The organism is Nitritalea halalkaliphila LW7 (genome assembly GCF_000265075.1).
In the GTDB taxonomy this organism is placed as follows: Bacteria; Bacteroidota; Bacteroidia; order Cytophagales; family Cyclobacteriaceae; genus Nitritalea; species Nitritalea halalkaliphila.
On record NZ_AJYA01000062.1, the window covers coordinates 1 to 17877 of the forward strand.

At 46.5% G+C, this 17877-nt stretch carries 23 protein-coding genes and 1 tRNA gene; 12 read left to right on the top strand and 12 right to left on the bottom strand.

Annotated features, from left to right (window positions below; all coding sequences use genetic code 11):
- The first annotated feature begins 92 nt into the window (after nt 1–92).
- A tRNA-Met gene (locus A3SI_RS14740) sits at nt 93–165 on the top strand.
- Between the two features lie 338 nt (nt 166–503).
- Here A3SI_RS14740 and A3SI_RS14745 read toward each other — a convergent pair.
- Both A3SI_RS14745 and A3SI_RS17795 read right to left on the bottom strand, forming a co-directional pair.
- Complete coding sequence (locus A3SI_RS14745) at nt 504–1226, bottom strand: transposase (RefSeq protein ID WP_238531797.1); 723 nt, start codon at nt 1224–1226, stop codon at nt 504–506.
- Between the two features lie 5 nt (nt 1227–1231).
- Entirely contained in the window at nt 1232–1582 is a 351-nt protein-coding gene (locus A3SI_RS17795; RefSeq protein WP_050977552.1) for a hypothetical protein, read from the bottom strand.
- A 618-nt stretch (nt 1583–2200) separates the two neighbouring features.
- On the opposite strand from A3SI_RS17795, the gene A3SI_RS14750 reads away from it, so the two are divergent.
- Together A3SI_RS14750 and A3SI_RS14760 are read left to right on the top strand one after the other, a co-directional pair.
- Nucleotides 2201–2449 carry a GIY-YIG nuclease family protein gene (locus A3SI_RS14750; RefSeq protein ID WP_040671081.1) on the top strand — a complete coding sequence of 83 codons (249 nt, stop codon included), beginning with the start codon at nt 2201–2203 and terminating at the stop codon, nt 2447–2449.
- A 575-nt stretch (nt 2450–3024) separates the two neighbouring features.
- Nucleotides 3025–3345: a hypothetical protein gene (locus A3SI_RS14760; protein WP_009057150.1), complete on the top strand. Its 321-nt coding sequence runs from the start codon at nt 3025–3027 to the stop codon at nt 3343–3345.
- 125 nt (nt 3346–3470) lie between these two features.
- Here the strand turns inward: A3SI_RS14760 and A3SI_RS14765 are convergent, their stop codons facing one another.
- The 4 genes from A3SI_RS14765 to A3SI_RS14775 form a co-directional block, all read right to left on the bottom strand.
- Nucleotides 3471–4343 (bottom strand): sensor histidine kinase, encoded by an 873-nt coding sequence (locus A3SI_RS14765; protein ID WP_162098468.1) that lies wholly within the window; start codon nt 4341–4343, stop codon nt 3471–3473.
- Entirely contained in the window at nt 4289–5698 is a 1410-nt protein-coding gene (locus A3SI_RS17800; protein WP_009057153.1) for a PAS domain-containing protein, read from the bottom strand. The genes A3SI_RS14765 and A3SI_RS17800 overlap by 55 nt, the downstream gene beginning before the upstream one ends.
- Nucleotides 5699–5828: 130 nt before the next feature.
- Complete coding sequence (locus A3SI_RS21750) at nt 5829–5963, bottom strand: hypothetical protein (protein WP_262491791.1); 135 nt, start codon at nt 5961–5963, stop codon at nt 5829–5831.
- A 20-nt stretch (nt 5964–5983) separates the two neighbouring features.
- Nucleotides 5984–6490 (bottom strand): hypothetical protein, encoded by a 507-nt coding sequence (locus A3SI_RS14775; protein WP_009057155.1) that lies wholly within the window; start codon nt 6488–6490, stop codon nt 5984–5986.
- Between the two features lie 193 nt (nt 6491–6683).
- Between A3SI_RS14775 and A3SI_RS17805 the strand changes: the two genes are divergently transcribed.
- From A3SI_RS17805 to A3SI_RS17810, 6 genes are all read left to right on the top strand, one after another.
- Entirely contained in the window at nt 6684–7535 is an 852-nt protein-coding gene (locus A3SI_RS17805) for a hypothetical protein (RefSeq protein ID WP_009057157.1), read from the top strand.
- A 44-nt stretch (nt 7536–7579) separates the two neighbouring features.
- On the top strand, nt 7580–9499 hold the full coding sequence (locus A3SI_RS14780) for a TonB-dependent receptor (RefSeq protein ID WP_050977553.1): 1920 nt from the start codon (nt 7580–7582) through the stop codon (nt 9497–9499).
- Between the two features lie 78 nt (nt 9500–9577).
- Entirely contained in the window at nt 9578–10468 is an 891-nt protein-coding gene (gene era / locus A3SI_RS14785; RefSeq protein WP_040671087.1) for a GTPase Era, read from the top strand.
- A gap of 12 nt (nt 10469–10480) precedes the next feature.
- Complete coding sequence (der, locus tag A3SI_RS14790) at nt 10481–11794, top strand: ribosome biogenesis GTPase Der (RefSeq protein ID WP_009057163.1); 1314 nt, start codon at nt 10481–10483, stop codon at nt 11792–11794.
- Nucleotides 11795–11869: 75 nt separating this feature from the next.
- Entirely contained in the window at nt 11870–12067 is a 198-nt protein-coding gene (locus A3SI_RS14795; protein WP_009057164.1) for a hypothetical protein, read from the top strand.
- A gap of 243 nt (nt 12068–12310) precedes the next feature.
- Nucleotides 12311–12925 carry an ImmA/IrrE family metallo-endopeptidase gene (locus A3SI_RS17810; RefSeq protein WP_050977554.1) on the top strand — a complete coding sequence of 205 codons (615 nt, stop codon included), beginning with the start codon at nt 12311–12313 and terminating at the stop codon, nt 12923–12925.
- 94 nt (nt 12926–13019) lie between these two features.
- On the opposite strand, the gene A3SI_RS14805 is transcribed toward A3SI_RS17810, so the two are convergent.
- The gene (locus A3SI_RS14805; protein ID WP_009057169.1) at nt 13020–13835 is read right to left on the bottom strand and encodes a hypothetical protein; all 816 of its coding nucleotides are present in this window, start codon (nt 13833–13835) and stop codon (nt 13020–13022) included.
- A gap of 34 nt (nt 13836–13869) precedes the next feature.
- Nucleotides 13870–14469: a hypothetical protein gene (locus A3SI_RS14810; protein WP_009057171.1), complete on the bottom strand. Its 600-nt coding sequence runs from the start codon at nt 14467–14469 to the stop codon at nt 13870–13872.
- Nucleotides 14470–14625: 156 nt separating this feature from the next.
- Here A3SI_RS14810 and A3SI_RS21180 point away from each other — a divergent pair, with 156 nt between their 5' ends.
- From A3SI_RS21180 to A3SI_RS14820, 3 genes are read left to right on the top strand one after another with little or no spacing between them, the layout of a single operon-like run.
- Entirely contained in the window at nt 14626–14862 is a 237-nt protein-coding gene (locus tag A3SI_RS21180; RefSeq protein WP_009057173.1) for an RNA polymerase sigma factor, read from the top strand.
- Complete coding sequence (locus A3SI_RS17820; RefSeq protein ID WP_009057175.1) at nt 14862–15185, top strand: RNA polymerase sigma factor; 324 nt, start codon at nt 14862–14864, stop codon at nt 15183–15185. The genes A3SI_RS21180 and A3SI_RS17820 overlap by 1 nt, the downstream gene beginning before the upstream one ends.
- On the top strand, nt 15182–16426 hold the full coding sequence (locus A3SI_RS14820) for a hypothetical protein (protein WP_009057177.1): 1245 nt from the start codon (nt 15182–15184) through the stop codon (nt 16424–16426). The genes A3SI_RS17820 and A3SI_RS14820 overlap by 4 nt, the downstream gene beginning before the upstream one ends.
- On the opposite strand, the gene scpB is transcribed toward A3SI_RS14820, so the two are convergent.
- The 4 genes from scpB to A3SI_RS21185 form a co-directional block, all read right to left on the bottom strand.
- Nucleotides 16423–16989 carry an SMC-Scp complex subunit ScpB gene (gene scpB, locus A3SI_RS14825; protein ID WP_009057179.1) on the bottom strand — a complete coding sequence of 189 codons (567 nt, stop codon included), beginning with the start codon at nt 16987–16989 and terminating at the stop codon, nt 16423–16425. The genes A3SI_RS14820 and scpB overlap by 4 nt on opposite strands.
- A gap of 6 nt (nt 16990–16995) precedes the next feature.
- A complete protein-coding gene (locus A3SI_RS14830; protein WP_009057183.1) occupies nt 16996–17379 on the bottom strand; it encodes a TraR/DksA family transcriptional regulator in 384 nt (127 codons plus the stop codon).
- A gap of 135 nt (nt 17380–17514) precedes the next feature.
- Nucleotides 17515–17667, bottom strand: coding sequence for a hypothetical protein (locus A3SI_RS19520; RefSeq protein WP_169315092.1), 153 nt, complete (start codon nt 17665–17667; stop codon nt 17515–17517).
- Nucleotides 17668–17688: 21 nt separating this feature from the next.
- The coding region (locus A3SI_RS21185; RefSeq protein ID WP_009057185.1) for a hypothetical protein at nt 17689–17877 on the bottom strand (189 nt) is incomplete at its 5' end.

Genomic DNA, 17877 nt, shown 5'->3' on the forward strand with positions numbered 1-17877 from the left:
GCAGTTGGTAGCTCGTCGGGCTCATATCCGCCTGAGGCGGACAAAAGTTCGAGTCCTAAAACAAAATTGAAATAATAGTACTAAAAATATATCGCGGGATGGAGCAGTTGGTAGCTCGTCGGGCTCATAACCCGAAGGTCACAGGTTCGAGTCCTGTTCCCGCTATTCTCAAAGACACCAGAAATGGTGTCTTTTTTTATTTATACCTAAAATCCGCAGGATTTTAGTTTGGAGATTTGAATCTGCTTGTTTGTGTTCATTTTTGGTCTAGTTTAGGAATTTCTCCCATTTGATTGAAGTGTAATTGTAGTTTTGAGACAATGGATTTTAGGTTTGAGGGTGAAGTGGACGGTTTAGACCTTTAATTTTTATGGAAAAGGCATACCTCTTTCCTGTAAATCTTTGTTTTTTGAGCCCCTTGGGTGTTTTTGTTTGAATTTAGTTCAAAATCGGCTTGTAATCCTTACTCGTGAACAGTTTGAGCACTTCTCTTCTTCCCGTTCTTATCCACTTGGCTGAAACAGTGATAAATCTGAAGATAAACTTCTTGAGCCTGTCGGTAGGCTTAAGCCAATCAACTTTTCTGGAATACTCTCCAATAATATAGGTGTAAAAATTGGCATACATAGCGTCATAAGCATAAAGGAAGTATTCTCTGCCAGAAACGAACAGGGCAACTTAGACCAGCCAAAGTCGTTGTTGAGTACATCAAACAAGCGTTCGCTTGCACCCCGGGCGTTATAAAACCTTACAACAGCTTCATTGGACGATGTATGTTCATTGGTCAGAATAGCCCTATAAGTAAATGCATCTCCACTAAACACATCTGCTTGCCCATCTTTACGCCTGATTCTGGTAATGACCAGCCTGTAAGACCTGTCTTTACTGAAAGGTTTGTAGTCGGATAGGTCAGTAACTTCCATTTCCTGTACCCCCAAACGTATTTTCTGCCACTTCTCAGGGGCTATACTTCCAAGGATATTATCCAGTTTAGCACATCTGTTTGCCCGTATATAAAAGCTTTCGGTATGTGTTTCCAGTGCGCGGAGAACTTCTTCCTGATAGGATGCTGAATCGGCTCTGAACCTTCCGATACGGATATTTTCATTGGTAAGCTGCCCAAACATGCGTGTAAGTGTATCAGCCTGCAAATATTTGGCCTGACTGTTTCCATTTCTGCCCTCTACGTACACAGGAATGGCATGTGAAAATTCAGGGTGTGCGATGGAAGCTACACCTGGCTGATATCCATAGACGTGTTTATATGTTTTTTTGAATCGTACTTTTCAGTTGGAATGACGGTGTTATCATAATCGAGGTCGTAAGCAACACCTGATTTGAGTAATCCGGTCTTACAAACTGATTTTAACAACAAGCTGTTGAGCTTTCCATTGATATTAAATTCATGCCTCACTCCACTGGACGGGTTTATAAATATCTCTGTTTCAACAGCAAGCTCTTTGGTTCCCCTTAAAATTGTATCTGAACTGCATACTGAAAATGAAGGGATCTGTTCCAGAGCGTCTCTCAGGTGGACATTGATATCCTCAGTACAATCTCCACCATTAAAGAAAATTGCCATATGAATTGCAAAAATGTCGCTGTATGAAAACCCTCCTATTAAGGATCTAGCTCCTAAATGATTATCAATGAGTTTTGGGAGACCTGAATTTTTGAAAGAGTTAAAAACAAAATTAAAAACCTCCGAAAGGTGTGATTTTTTCTGTCGAATTCGTAATTTTCATTCCGCTTATCAAGGATGTGTGGTAACACCTAAATAAGTGAAAAAAACGAGCCGGAAAAGCCTGAATTGAATAAATTCAGCCACTTTTTCGGCTTTTTTTAAATCCGAACTGCGGATTTAAGGTTATACCTAAACTCAACAGGGCTCCTATCCGCCTCAGGCGGACACAGGTTCGAGTCCTGTTCCCGCTACTCTCAAAGACACCAGAAATGATGTCTTTCTTTCTTTATACCCAAACTCAACAGGGCTCCTATCCGCCTGAGGCGGACACAGGTTCGAGTCCCGGTTCCGATACTTTTAAATCATGTTCTTAACAAATTTGCCTATTTCCTGAATGTCAACAGCCATAGAAATCATCTAACCCTGAGGTGGTTACCACCCCAAGATCTAATCCCAACACCACGAAAATCAATACAGAAGTTGCTTATTCTTACAATAATCACTTTTTTTAGCCCCATGTTCACCGTATACGCTCTCTACAGCCAAAAATTTGATAAACTTTATATTGGCTTTACCGCTAACCTAGAACAAAGACTCCTCTCGCACAATGTTCTCGGAAAAAAAGGCTGGTCCATCAAGTTTAGGCCCTGGACAGTATTGCACATCGAAACTTTCGAAACCAAAAGCGAAGCTATGAAAAGAGAAAAAGAGCTAAAATCCGGCAAAGGAAGACAGTTTTTGAGGGCCTTACTCAACACACAATAAGCCTTCACCCCACATAAACCCCAAAACCTTCAAAAACAGAATTGGAAGCTCACGAAAGCTTAAGGTAAGCCTATTTTCGGCAAAGACCGAAATACACAAACAGCAACTTCCCTTCAATCCGCATAAGCGGCGACACCCAAAACTTCCCTATTTTTCACAATTATAGTTTTTTAAAATGAAAAAAAGTCTATTTTTACACATATTATAATCATATTTTTATCCCAAACTTTATATAATATGCCCAGTCTAAAAACTTCTTTTTCCCTTCTGCTATTTCTTTGCACATCACTTTGGGCGGTAGCCCAAAACACAGATGAGCCGCCACTTTTTAATGCCGAACAGACACGCCATGAGCTTTCACTAGATGTTTCGCCTGTTCTCATCCTGGGAGCCCTGAAAGCCTGCTGTACAGACGCCACTATACCAGTAAAAAAGGTAATGCCGTCGCTTTCCGCCTGGGCCTAGATTTAAACACGCGATTCGCTACCGAAGAACGCGTCTCTACCACGGATAATCAGTGTATAGAAATAGCCATCTTAGCAGGAAAAGAGTGGCAGTATGCCTTCGGCAAAAGAGTGATCGGCTATTATGGGATCGATGGAGGCCTTGGCCTTACGCGCTTCTCCGCCTCCTCCGAAGCAGCTATAAACCAAGGGTTCGAAAGTGTTGAGAACGACGTACGAGCTATTTCTGTACATGCCAATGGTTTCTTAGGACTTCGCTATCATTTTTCTCCCCAGTTTTCACTTTCAGCAGAGACTTCCCTGAGAGCTCGGTACAGAAATGAACACATAGAGCAAATTTTTGGTGATTTCCCTGCAGAAGAAATCAGCACCAATAGTTTCAGCCTCGCCACACGGCCCCTACATGCCCTACGGTTCGCATTTCACTTCTAATCGTGTCCTATCCCCCCTATACTCGATTAAACGACACGCATATATAAAAAAATTAGCCACAGCACCCGTACTACCCAAAGACGCTTACTGCCTCAGCCTCGAGCAGGCCGCAGTAGGTGTCTTTTTTATTTTGCCGCAGGCAAATACACCGTAAATGTGGTGCCCACCCCAGGTGTACTCGCTACCTCGATTCGGCCTCCCATGACCTCGATCTGCCCTTTCGTGATGTAAAGCCCAATACCACGTGCCTCCTGATGCCTATGAAACGTGTTATACAAGCCAAAAAGCTTATCGCCCATCTGCGCTAAATCCATGCCGAGCCCATTATCCTGAACCGTCAGTACCAGCATGTCCTCCGCCATCGAAGCGATAATGCGTACCCAAGACGAAACCGCAGGATTTTTGTATTTGATCGCATTACTGATTAAATTAAGTAATACGCTATTAACATAGGCCGGCACGCCGTAAACTTTTAAATCAGGAGCAAGCTGATTATCTAAGTGTACGGCTTCTTTGCGCGCGACAGCCGCCAGCGCATCCACTACCGTCCGTAAAGTCTCGGAAATGTCTACAATTTCGCGCTGCTCTTCCCCTAACTGAAAGCGAACCACTTCCGCTAACTCATCTATCGTTCCGTGGAGCTGCTGGGAGGCTTGCGCCAAAAGACCCAAATAAGGATTTTCCATTAGTTCAGGCTGTTCCATCTCGATAAGCTGCAGCATGCCCGTGATCCCTGAAAGGTGGGAGCGTAAATTATGCGTAACGATATAAGCAAAGTTGCGTAAGCGCGTATTTTGATCGTTAGTTTTCGACAGCAGGCGCTGCTGCTCGCTCTGTAGCGCCTTTAAGTCGCGAATATCCTTAACCGTAATAAAAAAAGGGGCCTCATCATCTATAGCGTCTAAGTGCCCAGAACTCACCAAAACGGGGATGCGCCCACCACCTAGAGAGATGAGCTGGCACTCTCCCTCAAACGGTTCAGGAGGATATCTAAACAATCCTTTGGCGCTAGCCCCTCCGGCATATCGAAAAACTGCTGAACCCATAACCCTTCTAACGAGGCTTCCGAAGGATGGCCACTAAGTGTATGAAAAGCTGGATTGATACGCTTAATGGATCCCGATTCAGTAAAGGCCACGAACCCGTCTTGCATGTGATCCAGCACCTGCCGTGAAAAACGCTGCTCCTTGGCGATTTGGCGCTTATCCCGCTCCTGCCGGGTGACGTCAGAAAACATACCAAATAGCTTGACCGTAACTCCCCCCTCTACCACAGGATAGCAGGTAGAGCGCACCCATAGTTGCCGACCTTTCGCTGTGATAAACCGATTAATCATATCGTAAGGCTGCTGCAAAAAAATAGCGTCTTGCACACCTTTTTCGATACGAGGGCGATCATCTGGATGATAAAAGGAAATTCCATCGATGAGCTGTATATTGATTCCCTTTTCTACCTCATGAATTTGGTACACCTCGTCTGACCAAACCAGCATTTTTGTCCGCGTATCAAGTTCCCAGGCACCCATTTTCCCTATACGCTGTGCTTCGTTTAGCAACTTATTCGTACGCTTCAGCTCCTCAAGCGAGCGTTCTTTATCCGTAACATCAAGCGCCAAAACAAAAAAAGTAGCGGTATCCATACCTCCTAAAAGGCTGAGATTAAGCTGAAGGGTTTTGGGGACACCCTCAGCTACTCGGAAGCAGGCCGTAAATGAAAAATCGCTTAGCTTGCCTGCCAGCATGTCTTCCATTCCTTTTTCAAACGCTCCTTTTCTCTCAGCACTAACTATATAGGAGGATAGCTTTTTCTTTAATAAATGATGGCATTCTTTTCCCAAATAAAAACCAAATGTCTCATTACTGCTTTGCACAAGACCTTCTCGGGTTAAGAAAGCCATACCTGCTGCCGTCTGATGAAATGCCGTAAAAAACTGCTCCTTCTCTCGAATAAGTAGTGTCTTATCTTGATGCACACCTATCAGGCGTACAGGCTTACCAGCAGCGTCGAAAATAGCTTTGCCCACGCAACGTATCCATACCGTGCTTCCATTCGCGTGGCGATAACGCACCAGCTGGTCGAAAGGGGCTGAAGGGTCAGCTAAGTGAGCAGCTAAATTTTGCTCCACCGCCTCAAAATCCTGTGGGAAAATAAGGGCTTTCCAGGAATCAGACTTCGCTGGCATCAGGCGCGGGTCATAACCTAAGGCCTCCCAAAAGCGATCATTCATCCATTCCTCCTCAGGGTTTTCTAAATCCCAAAACCAGAGGCCATCCAAGGCAAACTCCTGAATGAAATTAAAGAGCTTCAGGTCTGACTGAAGTAGTCTTTCTAACTCGAGCTGTAGATAGTGCATGGTTCAATTTATACAGCAATCTACTGAAAAAATGAGGAAATATGCTCGATTAAGCTAAGATTTTGAATAAACTTAAAAAACAATTAGGTCCCTGCGCAACATGCCTGCTGCAAACAGGGACCACTCAGACTCAATCGCGAATCAGGTCTAAGATTTTCATTTGACTTTCGTGTTCGGTATAGCGCAAGCCTTGTGCCAGTATCAAAGGTTCTATATCCTTAAATCCTTTTACATTCGATTTTGCCCACTTACGGTTGAATTTCACTTTTTCAAGCTTCCCGTTTACTAACTCATAAGCCTGTAAACGGAAATAATACTCATCATAAGGCTATCCGCATTATAACCGCCCTCATAGTCTGCAGGCGTAAAGACAGAGTCGTGCAGGAGATACAGCTGCTTTCCTCCTTTTACCGTGACTTTTTCTAATGGCAAATCATCAAAACTTTTATCTAATGCCGTAGCATTTACAAAGGTGATTTTTTCATCTGCAAATACAACGGAGTCCGCCCCCATCACCTCTAAAAAGGTCAAGTTACCATTTGGCGCACGCATCACCATGCGCTTTTCCTTACCGTGAAAATTAAAATAACGGCGCTGCCCAGGCTCTCCCTTACTGTAAGGAATGCCCTGCAGCTCCTCCTCGAAAAAGAAAGGAGAGCCTTTGGTATCTTCCTTAGGCTTGGCCACCACGCGCATCACTGCACCATCAGCAGCCAGCCGTAAATTTTCATCTGCCTGAATACCAGTCCCCAGCTGCTGGCTGACAGGTCTTGGGAACCGAATAACAGCCATGCCCCCAGCCCGAGCAAAAGGCCTGATGGCAAACTATTTCTCCATTGTTTCTTCATAATTTTGATATTAAGCATAGTAAATCTTGCTTAAAACTACTGGTAAATCCGCAAACCCCCAAAACAAATGAATAAAAATCGACCATTTATAGACAATTTCAACCCACAAATCATAAAAAATAGTTAAAAAACTTCTAATGACAGGAATCTTTCCCGATTTCCCTGTAACTTCCACCTCTGAACCAGCACGTAATCAAACCATGCGATTTACATTCCAAGCCCCAAGCCGCTGCCTTGCATGGGGACTTTTGCTTTGTTGGAGCGCCTTCATCGGCGCTCAAAATGGACAAGCCCAGCAGGCGACATCACCTACTTTTTTAGAACCTCTGGAAACCTACAGTAGTCTGCTCCCCGAAGAAAAAATATACCTCCACTTGGATAAAACCCATTACGTACCGGGCGACACCATTTGGTTCGCAGCCTATGTAACAGCGGGAGCCCTTCACGTACCGTCACCGCTCAGCAAGGTACTCTACGTGGACTTTCTATCCAATGAAGGCCAGCTCCTCGAACAGAAAAAAGTAAAAATCGAGCAGGGCGCTGGAAAAGGAGAATTCCGAACCCAGCGCTTCCAGTCCGAGGGTCACTACCATATCCGCGCCTACACGCACTGGATGAAAGGATTCGACTCCTACCCAGACTTTCAGCAGCGCATACAAATTCTGGAGCCTTATAATTTGAGCTTCCAAGCAGAACCCAGCATCACCTGGGAAGCGAATGGACCCACTTTTATGTATACCGTGGACTTTAAAGCCCGAAACGAAAGAAATGCTCCGCTAGCCAGTGAATCCCTTCGCTACGAAGTGGTGGGCAAAGGAGAACCCAGCGCCCAAGGCCTAACCGGAACCACGAGCGCAGGTGAGGGCACCTTCCGCTTCGAACTCAGCGAAGAACAGCTACGCGAGGCTCCAGAGCTCCGCCTGTTCCTAGACGAAAATGAGGAGTTCTCCATACAGCGTAGCTTCAAGCTCCCCCTACCCGACGCCTGATCCGTGTAAGGTTCTTCCCCGAGGGAGGAAACTGGATAGCCGACATGCCCACAAAGATGGGAATCCAAGCCATGCTTCCCGATGGTTCTGGAAAAGCCCTAAAAGGAGAAGTCGTCTTAGCTGGAGAGTCCTTCGCCTTCGAGACCAATGCCCGCGGGCTAGGCAGCATTTCATTTCCCGCACTGAAACCAGAACGCCTAACAGGGGCAGGCATTCGTTTTTCCGGCCTTCAGGGGCCACCACCCGCCGCCACTCTGCCTCCGATGCGCGCTACAGGCATCAGCCTCAGCGTCACGAACTTTGAGAATAAACTCCTGAACATTTCCGCCCAAAATAATCATCCAGCCCTAGAGGCCCAAGCCCTCTACCTCCTCGTTCATAACCGCGGCGCTATCGGTCATCTGGAGCGGGTGAGCTTTGCCGAAGGCAACCTAAACAGCAGGGTACGAACGGAGGGCTTGGCCTATGGCATCAATCAAATCACGCTACTGACAGAGGAGGGAGTGCCACTCGCCGAGCGCTTGATGTATGTGCATAATCGCCCGACACCGGAGATGCGGCTTGAAACAGACCGCTTGGACTTTGCGCCGCGCGCCAAAAACACCTTTTCTCTAGCCCTCCCTCCAGCAGCTGACTTTCAGGACGGTCGCTTTTCGGTGTCCATAACGGATGCACTCGAAAGCGGGGATGCTGCGCATCAAAGCCTGCCTTCCTTCCTCTACCTAAGTGCTGACTTGGAGGATTTCCACCTCCCCGCCACCGAACTTCTCCTCCAGTATCGGCATGAGGACATGGAAGAGGTGATGCTCACGCACGGCTGGAGGCGCTTCGACTGGGAGGATCTGATGGGCGAAAAATACCAAAACAGTACATTTATCGAACAAGGTATCAACCTAATCGGGCAGGTCAGCCCCGCCGCCGGTATCCGCGGAAAGCTTCGTGGTGGTAGCATTTCGGTTTTTGTAGAGGGAGAAGAAGATGCCTTTTTAGCAGGCGACTATGGACCGAATGGCAACTTTCTTTTTGATGCCCTTGAGTTTTATGATACCACACAGGTAACGATTTCGGTAAAAGATGGCCGGCTAGGCACCTTGGTGGACTTAAACTTAGAAGAGTCGCCGAACACCTATGCCTACTGGGAGGAGTTTTCACCCTTCCGCGGAGATTTCACCCTTTCCGAGGCGCTGCTCGAGGCCCTAGCCCAGGCGCGTAAACGCAAAGAAAGTGCACTAGCCTTCGACGAATCTAGCCTAATGGAGATGGATGAATTCGTGGTGGAAGCGGACAAATACGATGCGGTAGAAGAGGGCATCGACCGCATGTATGGACAGGGAGATGTGACCTTACGTACAGCCGATATACCTGGTTCAGAGGCATTTTTGGACATTTGGCAGCTAATACAAGGGCGCGTTCCCGGTGTGCGTGTCACCTATAACATCGGAGGGCAGCCCAGCATCGTCATTCGAGGATCCGCTAGTTTCGGAGATGAGGCACCGATCGTCCTTTTGGACAATATGCCCGTAGATTACATGACAGCAGGGATGATTCCTCCACGTGATGTATCAGCCATCGATATCTTCAAGGACGGCGCCAGCCTTTCTATTTTCGGAGCTTCCGGAGGTGGGGGTGTGATCGCCATCTATACCAAGCGCGGATTAGGCGATCCTTCAGCCTTAGGGGAAGGCATGTTTTTACTGCAGTTTCCTGGATATGCCCGTGCAGCCACGTTCTATCAGCCTCCTTATGAGCAGGGGCCGCAGGCCAAACCCGACTACCGGGGAACCCTTTACTGGAATGCCGATCTACGCTTAGATGCCAATGGCCGTGTGACACTTCCTTTTTTTAATAGCGATGTAGCGAAAACGTATCGCGTGGTGCTGCAAGGCCTAGATGCTACCGGTCAGGCGCTTTATCAAGAGTGGCTTTTAGGGCCCGAAGGGCTTCTTCCTACTGGCGAAGATTAAGTGAGCGGGCGGCAGCAAAAAGTCTGTATGCCCGCTTTTAATTTTTTTTTAGCTAACTTTGCGAAAAAAAATATGGTCATGAATCCCATCCCACACAAAGCGGGCTTTGTTAATATCATCGGGAAACCGAATGTCGGCAAGTCCACGCTTATGAATGTGCTGATAGGTGAACGACTTTCGATCATCTCCTCTAAGGCTCAAACGACGCGTCACCGCATCATGGGCATCGTGAATGAAGAAAACTACCAAGTAGTCTTCTCAGACACACCCGGAATGCTAAAACCCAAATATGAATTGCATAAAAGCATGATGGGTTTTGTGTCCATGTCTTTAGAGGACGCAGATGTGATTCTTTTCGTAACCGATCTATTCGAAACAGACAGTGAAATAGAAGACGTACTGGAGAGAATTAACCAATCCGGAGTTCCGGTTCTATTGGTGATTAATAAAATCGATCTATCGAAAGAAAATCAGCTAGAAGACGTCACCGCCTACTGGACAAGTCGCTTAAAAGTCCACACCGTCATTCCGATCTCCGCGCAGGAGCTCTTTAATATCGAGCGCATCATGCAGGAGATTTTGGACATCCTCCCTGAGCATCCGCCTTTTTATGATAAGGAAGAGCTAACCGATAAAACAGAGCGCTTCTTCGCCTCTGAAATCATTCGGGAAAAAATCTTCGTGAATTACAAGAAGGAGATCCCCTACAGCACAGAAGTCAGCATAGAAGACTTCTACGATGAACCCGACATCTTAAAGATTCGTGCCGTCATTTACGTGGAAAGAAAATCTCAGAAAGGCATCCTCATCGGCGATGGAGGAAAAGCCATTAAACGCATCGGTATTCAGGCGAGAGAAGCCTTAGAAGCCTTTTTTGGCAAAAAAGTTTTCCTAGACACGCATGTAAAAGTGGAGGAAGACTGGAGAAAAAATAAAAATAAATTAAAGCGATTTGGTTACGACCAGTAACAGCGAAATACAATGGCGAATATAGTAGCAATAGTCGGCCGCCCGAATGTAGGGAAGTCGACCTTCTTCAACCGGCTGGTAGAAGAAAGAAAAGCGATAGAAGATAATATGAGTGGTGTAACGCGTGACCGACATTATGGACATGCTACCTGGGGAGGAAAGTTCTTTTCTGTCATCGACACAGGAGGGTACGTTACAGGCTCAGATGATGTGTACGAAAGTGAAATCCGTAAGCAAGTGAAACTGGCCATCGAAGAGGCTACCGTAATTCTCTTCGTCGTGGACTGTCATGATGGCTTGACAGACCTGGATAAAGAATTCGCAAATGAACTCCGTGGCACAAAAAAACCAATCTATGTGGTCGCGAATAAGGCCGACACTTCCGACAGGATTTTAGGGTCTGCCGAGTTTTATGGTTTAGGATTAGGTGATAATGATGTTTTCCCTATCGCCGCTGTAAGTGGGGCGGGCACGGGAGACTTATTAGATGAAGTAATCAAACATTTACAGGATGATGCTCCCGAGGATCCGGATGAGGGCATTCCGAAAATCGCTATTCTTGGACGTCCTAACGTAGGAAAATCCTCCTTTCTAAATGCACTTTTAGGAAAAGAGCGCTCTATCGTGACGAATGAGGCGGGAACCACCCGGGATGCCATTCATACCCGCTACAAGTTATACGGGAATGACTTCATTATCACGGATACTGCAGGTATTCGAAAAAAGGCAAAAGTAAAAGAAGACATCGAGTTTTACTCCGTGATGCGGTCGATTCGCACGCTGGAAAACTCCGATGTGCTCATCATCATCATCGACGCTGAGCGAGGCCTCGAGGCGCAGGATGTAAACCTCATCAACTTAGGTATCAAAAATAATAAGGGTATCATGATCATGGTGAACAAGTGGGACTTGATCGAAAAAGACCACAAAACCATGGATACCTTTAAGAAGGAGATGATGGATAAGCTCGGTGAAAACCGTTGGATCCCGATGATTTTCACCTCTGTAGTAGAGAAACAAAGGATTTTCCAAGCGATCGAACTAGCGGTGAAGGTGTACGAGAACAAGACCCGACGCATCCCTACTTCCAAGCTTAACGATGCTATGCTAGCAGAAATCGAGCGCTATCCGCCGCCGGCGTGGAAAGGAAAGTATATCCGCATCAAGTATGTGACACAGCTACCGACTAAAAATCCAGTATTTGCTTTCTTCTGCAACTTACCACAGTACTTACGGGATCCCTATACACGTTACCTAGAAAATCGATTGCGTGAGCATTTTGAGTTTGATGGAGTACCGATCAAAATCACGTATAAAAAGAAATAACATAAAGTTTTTATCGGATATTTGCAAATTACATAAAGCTTTGTACCTTTGCGCATCAATTTAAGAAACCAAACAATGAAAAAATTATTAGGATTGCTAGCAGTAACAGGCATGCTTTTCACTGCAGCTTGTGGCGAAAAAGAAGCTTCTGAAGAGACAGAGATCGAAGTGATCATCGAAGACATGGAAGAGGCTGCTGAAGAGGTAATCGAAGAGGCTGAAGAAATGATGGAAGAGGCCGAAGAGGCTATCGAAGACGCTGTAGAAGCATAAGATCATCCAGCTTGTGTGAAAGGCTCATCTCGAAAAAGATGAGCCTTTTTTATTGGAATTTGAGGCTAAGCACTTATTTTTATCTACTAAAGTGGCTAATATTTCTTTAGTGAAAAACAGCTGAAAAAGACAGCCTCTCTTGGCGCTCACACCCAAGTGCGTAGCCACCAAATCCCCCATAAACTCCGTCTCCATGCCGCCCAAAATAGAAACGCTTTTCGAGCAATATATGCCTGCAGCGCCGTGCCTTACTGTGCGGCTGAATTCCGAAAAACACCTTGCAGCATTCATGTCGTACGACCACGAAAACGCTTATTAGGAACTTACAAGCCACGAACGCTGGAAATCACATTAAACGCGAATCTAGGACCTTCCCGATTTGTGTTTACCTTTCTACATGAGCTAGCGCATCATCGGATCAATAGAGACTTTTGGAAACAAGGGGAGCGGGTGGCCGCACATGGCGCAGAATGGCGCCATTATTTCAGGGAATTACTTTGGCCGCTGACACGACCCGACTTTCCGGCCTTTTCGGAAGACTATAAGGAAATACTCTACCGCTACCTACCGAATATAAGAGCCAGCATCCCTCAGAACAGTCCGCTTTATAATTATTTCATGCAGGAGGAAATCGCCTTGGGCCTAAAAAAAGCACCCGAGTCAGGCCCTGCGGAAGTCGTGGGGCTGCCGGCCTTAGCGGAAGTCCCTGTAGGGAGCACCTTTACATTTCGGCAGAAAAACTATAGAAAGCTAAAAAATCGTCGGAGTTTTGCGCTTTGCGAAGAGCTGAGCTCGAAAAAAAACTACCTGATCCGCCTTTATGTAGGCGTTCAGGTAGAGGAAGTCCCTAAGGGATAGTGGGCATAAGCCTGAAAAATTAGATGAAACACATAAAAAGGGAGGACAAACCTCCCTTTTCACATGCTAACATCGCCTGTAGATGAAAGGGCCATTAACGCACCAATACGAGGCGGTCCGATCCATCTTCTTCTTGGAAACGAGCCCGCTGTTCATTTAACTCCACCAAGACCCAGTCCTCGTCCAATAACCTTACAGGATTTTGATTTGGAAACTCCATTTCTAAAATAACCCGAGCATTCGAAAACTCCACTTTCCACTGTCCATTCTGTGTGCTTTGGCCGGAGGCCAAAAACTGGACCTGCCCTAAGTCAGAGAAGCGTAACTCCCCTCCCTGGAATAGCACCGTGCGGTCGGTATTCCCGTCCCGAAACTCGCCCACACGAAGTGCCCCTATGCGCAAGAAAGAAAAGAAGTTTAAGGCCATAGCATTTGATAGAGGAGAGGCCACTTGCTCCTGACTTCCAGCTGGAAGGAAAACAAGGCGATCCACCTGCCCATTATCCCGATCCTCCAGTACGATCCGCTGCTTACTTTGCTCCACGATGCGCCAGTCCTCGTTTAGTTCAGAAAACAGCAGGCTTCCTGTAAAGCGAATATCCAACTTGTCACCTGAGGAGCGCCTCAAAAGTTGCCAATTCCCCCTGAGTTCCCCAGAGGCACCTCGCGCCACCAGATTTCCCGCTTCCTCAAAGAAAAAGGACACGCCCTCGAAGTTAGGAGTCAAATCCTTTCCGTCTTCTACGAGAAGCGCAAGGCGCCAAGATGTACCTGCCGCTTCATTATTTTGGGCGGTACTATTTCCTGAAACTGGGAAAGGACTATCGGCAGGCGATTGGAGGGGCTGCTCCTCCGTGGCACAGGAGAAAAGCGCAAAAACGATGGCAAATAGAGCAATAAGATTTTTCATTTGATTCGAGTTAAATTTCTAAAGAGACGTACAATTAAAGGTCAGAGAATTTAAAAATCCCCATTTTTAGGCCTACAGAAAATGTTAGGGCATTTCCAGCAGCAGGAACACCGGCTGCCTGCTCGAAAGTAGCCCCCATGATGCGGTAGCCTACGCCAGCATATAACCGAGCGAACCGGTGTAAGTTAAGTTCCATTTGAGCCCCTGGCTCAAAAAACAAGGTGGTACTCTCAGGAAAATCGAAAGCTCTTCCAGCATCATCTATCTCCAACTCCATGACTCCGATGTAAAGTGGGAAATTTAAATGCACAAGTCGGTTGGCCTGCCAGGTGTACGAAAGAAATCCGCCAGCCTGCCAAGCATCTAAATGCGCTCGAGCAGGAAGGTCCTGAAATGCGGGAAGTGGACGTGGATCATTGAGCACTTTGCCATAAAAAGCTCCAATCGTGAATTTGTCTTGAATCACGAGACCACCTTGGATGGTAAAAAACAAGGATCCAGCATCCGCCAGTTGGGTCAATTGCAAACCTGGGGCGACCATTATACCTAAATTTTTACCATCGGGCTTTGCCGAAAAGAGCGTTTTAGGTGCTTCCTGAGCGAAAACAAGGGTCTGCAGGAAAAATAAAAACATGAGTGAACTAAGTTTTTTCATAACTGTGAATAATTTAAATTGAGATGGATTAGTTTTGGGGTATCACGCCTCAAGTGGCCACAAAGGTTGCCTGAAAAAAAAATATATTTTCGAGGCAACCCTTCGCTGAACTGAGAGCGTAATGGCTATGAAACTATGACTGCATCAGACACCCGACTTCCAGCGCTTATCGCCCAGTGTAAGCGAAAAGACGAAAGAGCCCAGCGAGAGCTTTTTGCCTTTGCTTATCCCGCGGCCATGGGCGTCTGTCGCCGGTATGCACCTAGCCGAGAGGAGGCACACAGCATTCTAAATGAAGGCTTTTTAAAAGTTTTTACCCAGCTCGACAAGTACAAGGAAGAGCTAAGTTTTCTGGCTTGGGTAAAAAAATAATGGTACATACGGCGATCGATCACTTTAGAAGACAAAAACGCTACGCAGTCAAGCATCCCGAAATTCCCGAAAACTGGGAAGAACCTTTCGAGGATAGCATTGTGGATCAATTAAGTGCAGACGAATTACTCGAAATGATTGGCATGCTGAGCCCAGCGTATCGTATGGTTTTCTCCTTGTACGCCGTGGAGGGATACACGCATAAAGAAATAGCGGAACAGCTTGGAATCACAGAGGGGACTTCGAAGTCCAATTTGGCGAAAGCCAAAATAAAGCTACAGCAGGCCATTCAGTCGCGACTAAAGGAGAAAGTAAAACCATGAGCGAATCCAATAACTTCTATAAAAAAATAGGCGAAAAGCTCAGCTCGCATGAGCCGCCCTTCTCGGACGAGGCGTGGTTGAACTTTCAGCCACAGCTCAGGGAAAAGCTACTGCCCTGGTACCGTAATTGGTACTGGCCTTATCTCTACAGCTCTGCGCTGGCAGTGCTCCTATTTGCTTATTTCCAATTGAACCGCTCCCCTCAAACGAGCGGGGATACAGAAAGCCAGGCAGCCGTCAGCACGACGCGCGTAGACACGCTGTACCAGGTAGACACCATTTACATAAGAAAAACAGTCTACGTTCAGGAGGAGATAAAACAAGTTTACGCCCAAGATAATCGGCAAACGACTACGGCGGACACCTTTACTGTAGCCACCGCAACACATGACTTCTCCCATGCAGAAGAAGTGTTCAAAACGGAGGAAGTAGCCATTTCCAAAGGTGAAGACAATGCCTCGACGGCAATTATCCCACAAGGGCCTGCTGCTAGTGGGCAAACGGCACACAAGCAAAGCGCCACAGCACCCCCTACCGCGAACGCGTACGATCCGGGCATGGACTGGAAATCTTTATTTGAACAGGAAAAAGACACCTTAAACGGGAAAGACGAAGCAAACCTGTCCACTAAAACAAGACCCTTATTCATTTTGGAAGCAGGCGTAACCGGTAAGTTCCCGATACATCCTTTCGTCGAGTATCCCGTCGTCGGCTTACAGCAGATCTCCCTTGGCTTAGAATGGGCTAGCGGCTGGGGACTATTTACGGGCTTTTACCATGGAAGTTTCAAGGGGGAAATAGATGATGATGACTTTGATCTGCTGAGCGCAAGGCAGCTGAATCAGCTTCCTTCTAGCGGGCTTCCGTTGAGTGATATCGATGAAATCTATTTGGAACAAAACCAGCTCTTCTTCCCTTTGGAAATACGCTGGCGCTCCGCACCTGTCGATGCGTTTAGTTTTGAAACAGGCTTTGGCTTGGTGGGAAGTTATATCCGAAACCAGCGGGTGCGCTATGAATTCGAAGATCGACTAGGCCTACCCGATAGCGAAATGCGCCTTCCTGTTCGGGACTTTTCAGTCTCTCACTTAAAAATCAGTGTCGGCACACAAGCGATACTCAGTGAAAAATTAAGTATTTATTTGAGAAGTAGCTATTGGCAGCCCATCTCGGGCACAGGACTGTTAGACCTACGCATAAGAGGCATAGATGTAGGAGTGGGTGTTCAGGTGGCTTTCTAGTCCTCCCGCTCCTTTAATTCGAGCCCAATCTCGTTCTCCTCTGCTGAAAAATCCTTCGGCTGAGGCAAGTCGCGCAGGTCATTAATCGAAAAATACTCCATAAATTTATCGCTCGTACCATACAGCAGTGGCCTTCCAATAGCATCCGACTTCCCCCGAATCGTAATCAGCTCCTTTTCTAAAAGCTTCCCTACTGCATAGTCACAGTTCACCCCCCGAATGTGTTCTATTTCAGACTTGGTAACGGGTTGCTTGTAAGCGATAATCGCCAAAGTCTCCATCTGCGCCACAGAAAGCCTGCGCTTAGTCTGCTGCTTGAGCAAAACGGAAAGCGCGGGATGGTAGGCAGGCTTGCTTAAAAACTGATACCCACCAGATAGCTGCTCCAGCCCAAAGGAAAACTGCTCATCCGCATAACGTACACGAAGGCGCTCTAATGCCTCTTGGATGTGCGCCTCCTCCACTACCGTCCCGAACATATCCTCTAAACAAGCTTGAATTTCGCGCACCTTTATCGGAGCTGTGGAACAAAAAACCAAAGCCTCTACATGTCTTTCTAGCATGCCCGCTTAGCGCTTTGCTAATTTTGCTTCTATAGAGTGCATGGTATGCGGAACAGCACGTAAACGCTCTTTCGCGATCAGTTTACCCGTATCCACGCAGATACCGTAAGTCCCATTTTTAATGCGCATCAATGCCTTCTCCAAATTGATGATGAACTTCTGCTGACGAGCCGCAAGCTGATTTATGCTTTCTCGCTCCAGCGTATCCGCTCCATCCTCTAATACTTTCGATGTCGAAGCGGTATAATCCGTTCCACTGTCGTTCCGCTTGCCCAGTGTATCCTTTAGCATCGTCAGCTCCTGCTTGGCCACAGCCAACTTTTCATGGATTAACTGCTCAAACTCCCTTAGCTCTTCCTGAGAGTAGGACGTCTTTTCTTCTTGACTCATAAGGTCTCCTTTTCGTTTACTGCTTTAACGCAATCGTGCTGTTTCTGTTTCGAGCCCTAAATTACGTGCCTTTTTTCGATTTCAAAATGAAATTCTATGAAATAAAAAAACCACTCGAAAGTGGTCCCTTTACTATTACATCGACAGCTGTTGCAGCCGTTTTTGAAGTATCTTCTCATCCACGATGAGGCGGTATTTCAAGCGCAGGTAGCGCTGAATAACATGCAAGTTCTTTCCTTTTTTCAGGAAATAATCTTTTAGGGCGAAGGTTAAGAGATCATTTTTCATGGGTTATTTGTTTTCGGGCGATTAATCATTATGTTCTAAATATACGTAAAAACGAATGATTTTGTTATAAATTCCGCCTACGGGCAAAGTTTTTTTCACCTGAAAGGATTTCCCCGAAGAATGACGAAAGACAGCTTCTAAGATGTAATAGCCTGCACGAATTCGCTTGCCATCAGAATGGGTTCCTCCACAACCACGCTTCTCCACTAA

Excerpts from the sequence above, each read along its gene's own strand:
- A3SI_RS14750 (WP_040671081.1), top strand. The coding sequence starts at position 2,201 with ATGTTCACCGTATACGCTCTCTACAGCCAAAAATTTGATAAACTTTAT.
- A3SI_RS14775 (WP_009057155.1), bottom strand. The coding sequence starts at position 6,490 with ATGGCTGTTATTCGGTTCCCAAGACCTGTCAGCCAGCAGCTGGGGACT.
- A3SI_RS17805 (WP_009057157.1), top strand. The coding sequence starts at position 6,684 with ATGACAGGAATCTTTCCCGATTTCCCTGTAACTTCCACCTCTGAACCA.
- A3SI_RS14780 (WP_050977553.1), top strand. The coding sequence starts at position 7,580 with ATGCCCACAAAGATGGGAATCCAAGCCATGCTTCCCGATGGTTCTGGA.
- A3SI_RS14810 (WP_009057171.1), bottom strand. The coding sequence starts at position 14,469 with ATGTTTTTATTTTTCCTGCAGACCCTTGTTTTCGCTCAGGAAGCACCT.
- A3SI_RS19520 (WP_169315092.1), bottom strand. The coding sequence starts at position 17,667 with ATGAAAAATGATCTCTTAACCTTCGCCCTAAAAGATTATTTCCTGAAA.
- A3SI_RS14805 (WP_009057169.1), bottom strand. The coding sequence starts at position 13,835 with ATGAAAAATCTTATTGCTCTATTTGCCATCGTTTTTGCGCTTTTCTCC.
- A3SI_RS14830 (WP_009057183.1), bottom strand. The coding sequence starts at position 17,379 with ATGAGTCAAGAAGAAAAGACGTCCTACTCTCAGGAAGAGCTAAGGGAG.
- A3SI_RS14795 (WP_009057164.1), top strand. The coding sequence starts at position 11,870 with ATGAAAAAATTATTAGGATTGCTAGCAGTAACAGGCATGCTTTTCACT.
- A3SI_RS17820 (WP_009057175.1), top strand. The coding sequence starts at position 14,862 with ATGGTACATACGGCGATCGATCACTTTAGAAGACAAAAACGCTACGCA.
- A3SI_RS14820 (WP_009057177.1), top strand. The coding sequence starts at position 15,182 with ATGAGCGAATCCAATAACTTCTATAAAAAAATAGGCGAAAAGCTCAGC.
- A3SI_RS21180 (WP_009057173.1), top strand. The coding sequence starts at position 14,626 with ATGACTGCATCAGACACCCGACTTCCAGCGCTTATCGCCCAGTGTAAG.
- A3SI_RS17800 (WP_009057153.1), bottom strand. The coding sequence starts at position 5,698 with ATGCACTATCTACAGCTCGAGTTAGAAAGACTACTTCAGTCAGACCTG.
- scpB (WP_009057179.1), bottom strand. The coding sequence starts at position 16,989 with ATGCTAGAAAGACATGTAGAGGCTTTGGTTTTTTGTTCCACAGCTCCG.
- A3SI_RS17795 (WP_050977552.1), bottom strand. The coding sequence starts at position 1,582 with ATGGCAATTTTCTTTAATGGTGGAGATTGTACTGAGGATATCAATGTC.
- der (WP_009057163.1), top strand. The coding sequence starts at position 10,481 with ATGGCGAATATAGTAGCAATAGTCGGCCGCCCGAATGTAGGGAAGTCG.
- era (WP_040671087.1), top strand. The coding sequence starts at position 9,578 with ATGAATCCCATCCCACACAAAGCGGGCTTTGTTAATATCATCGGGAAA.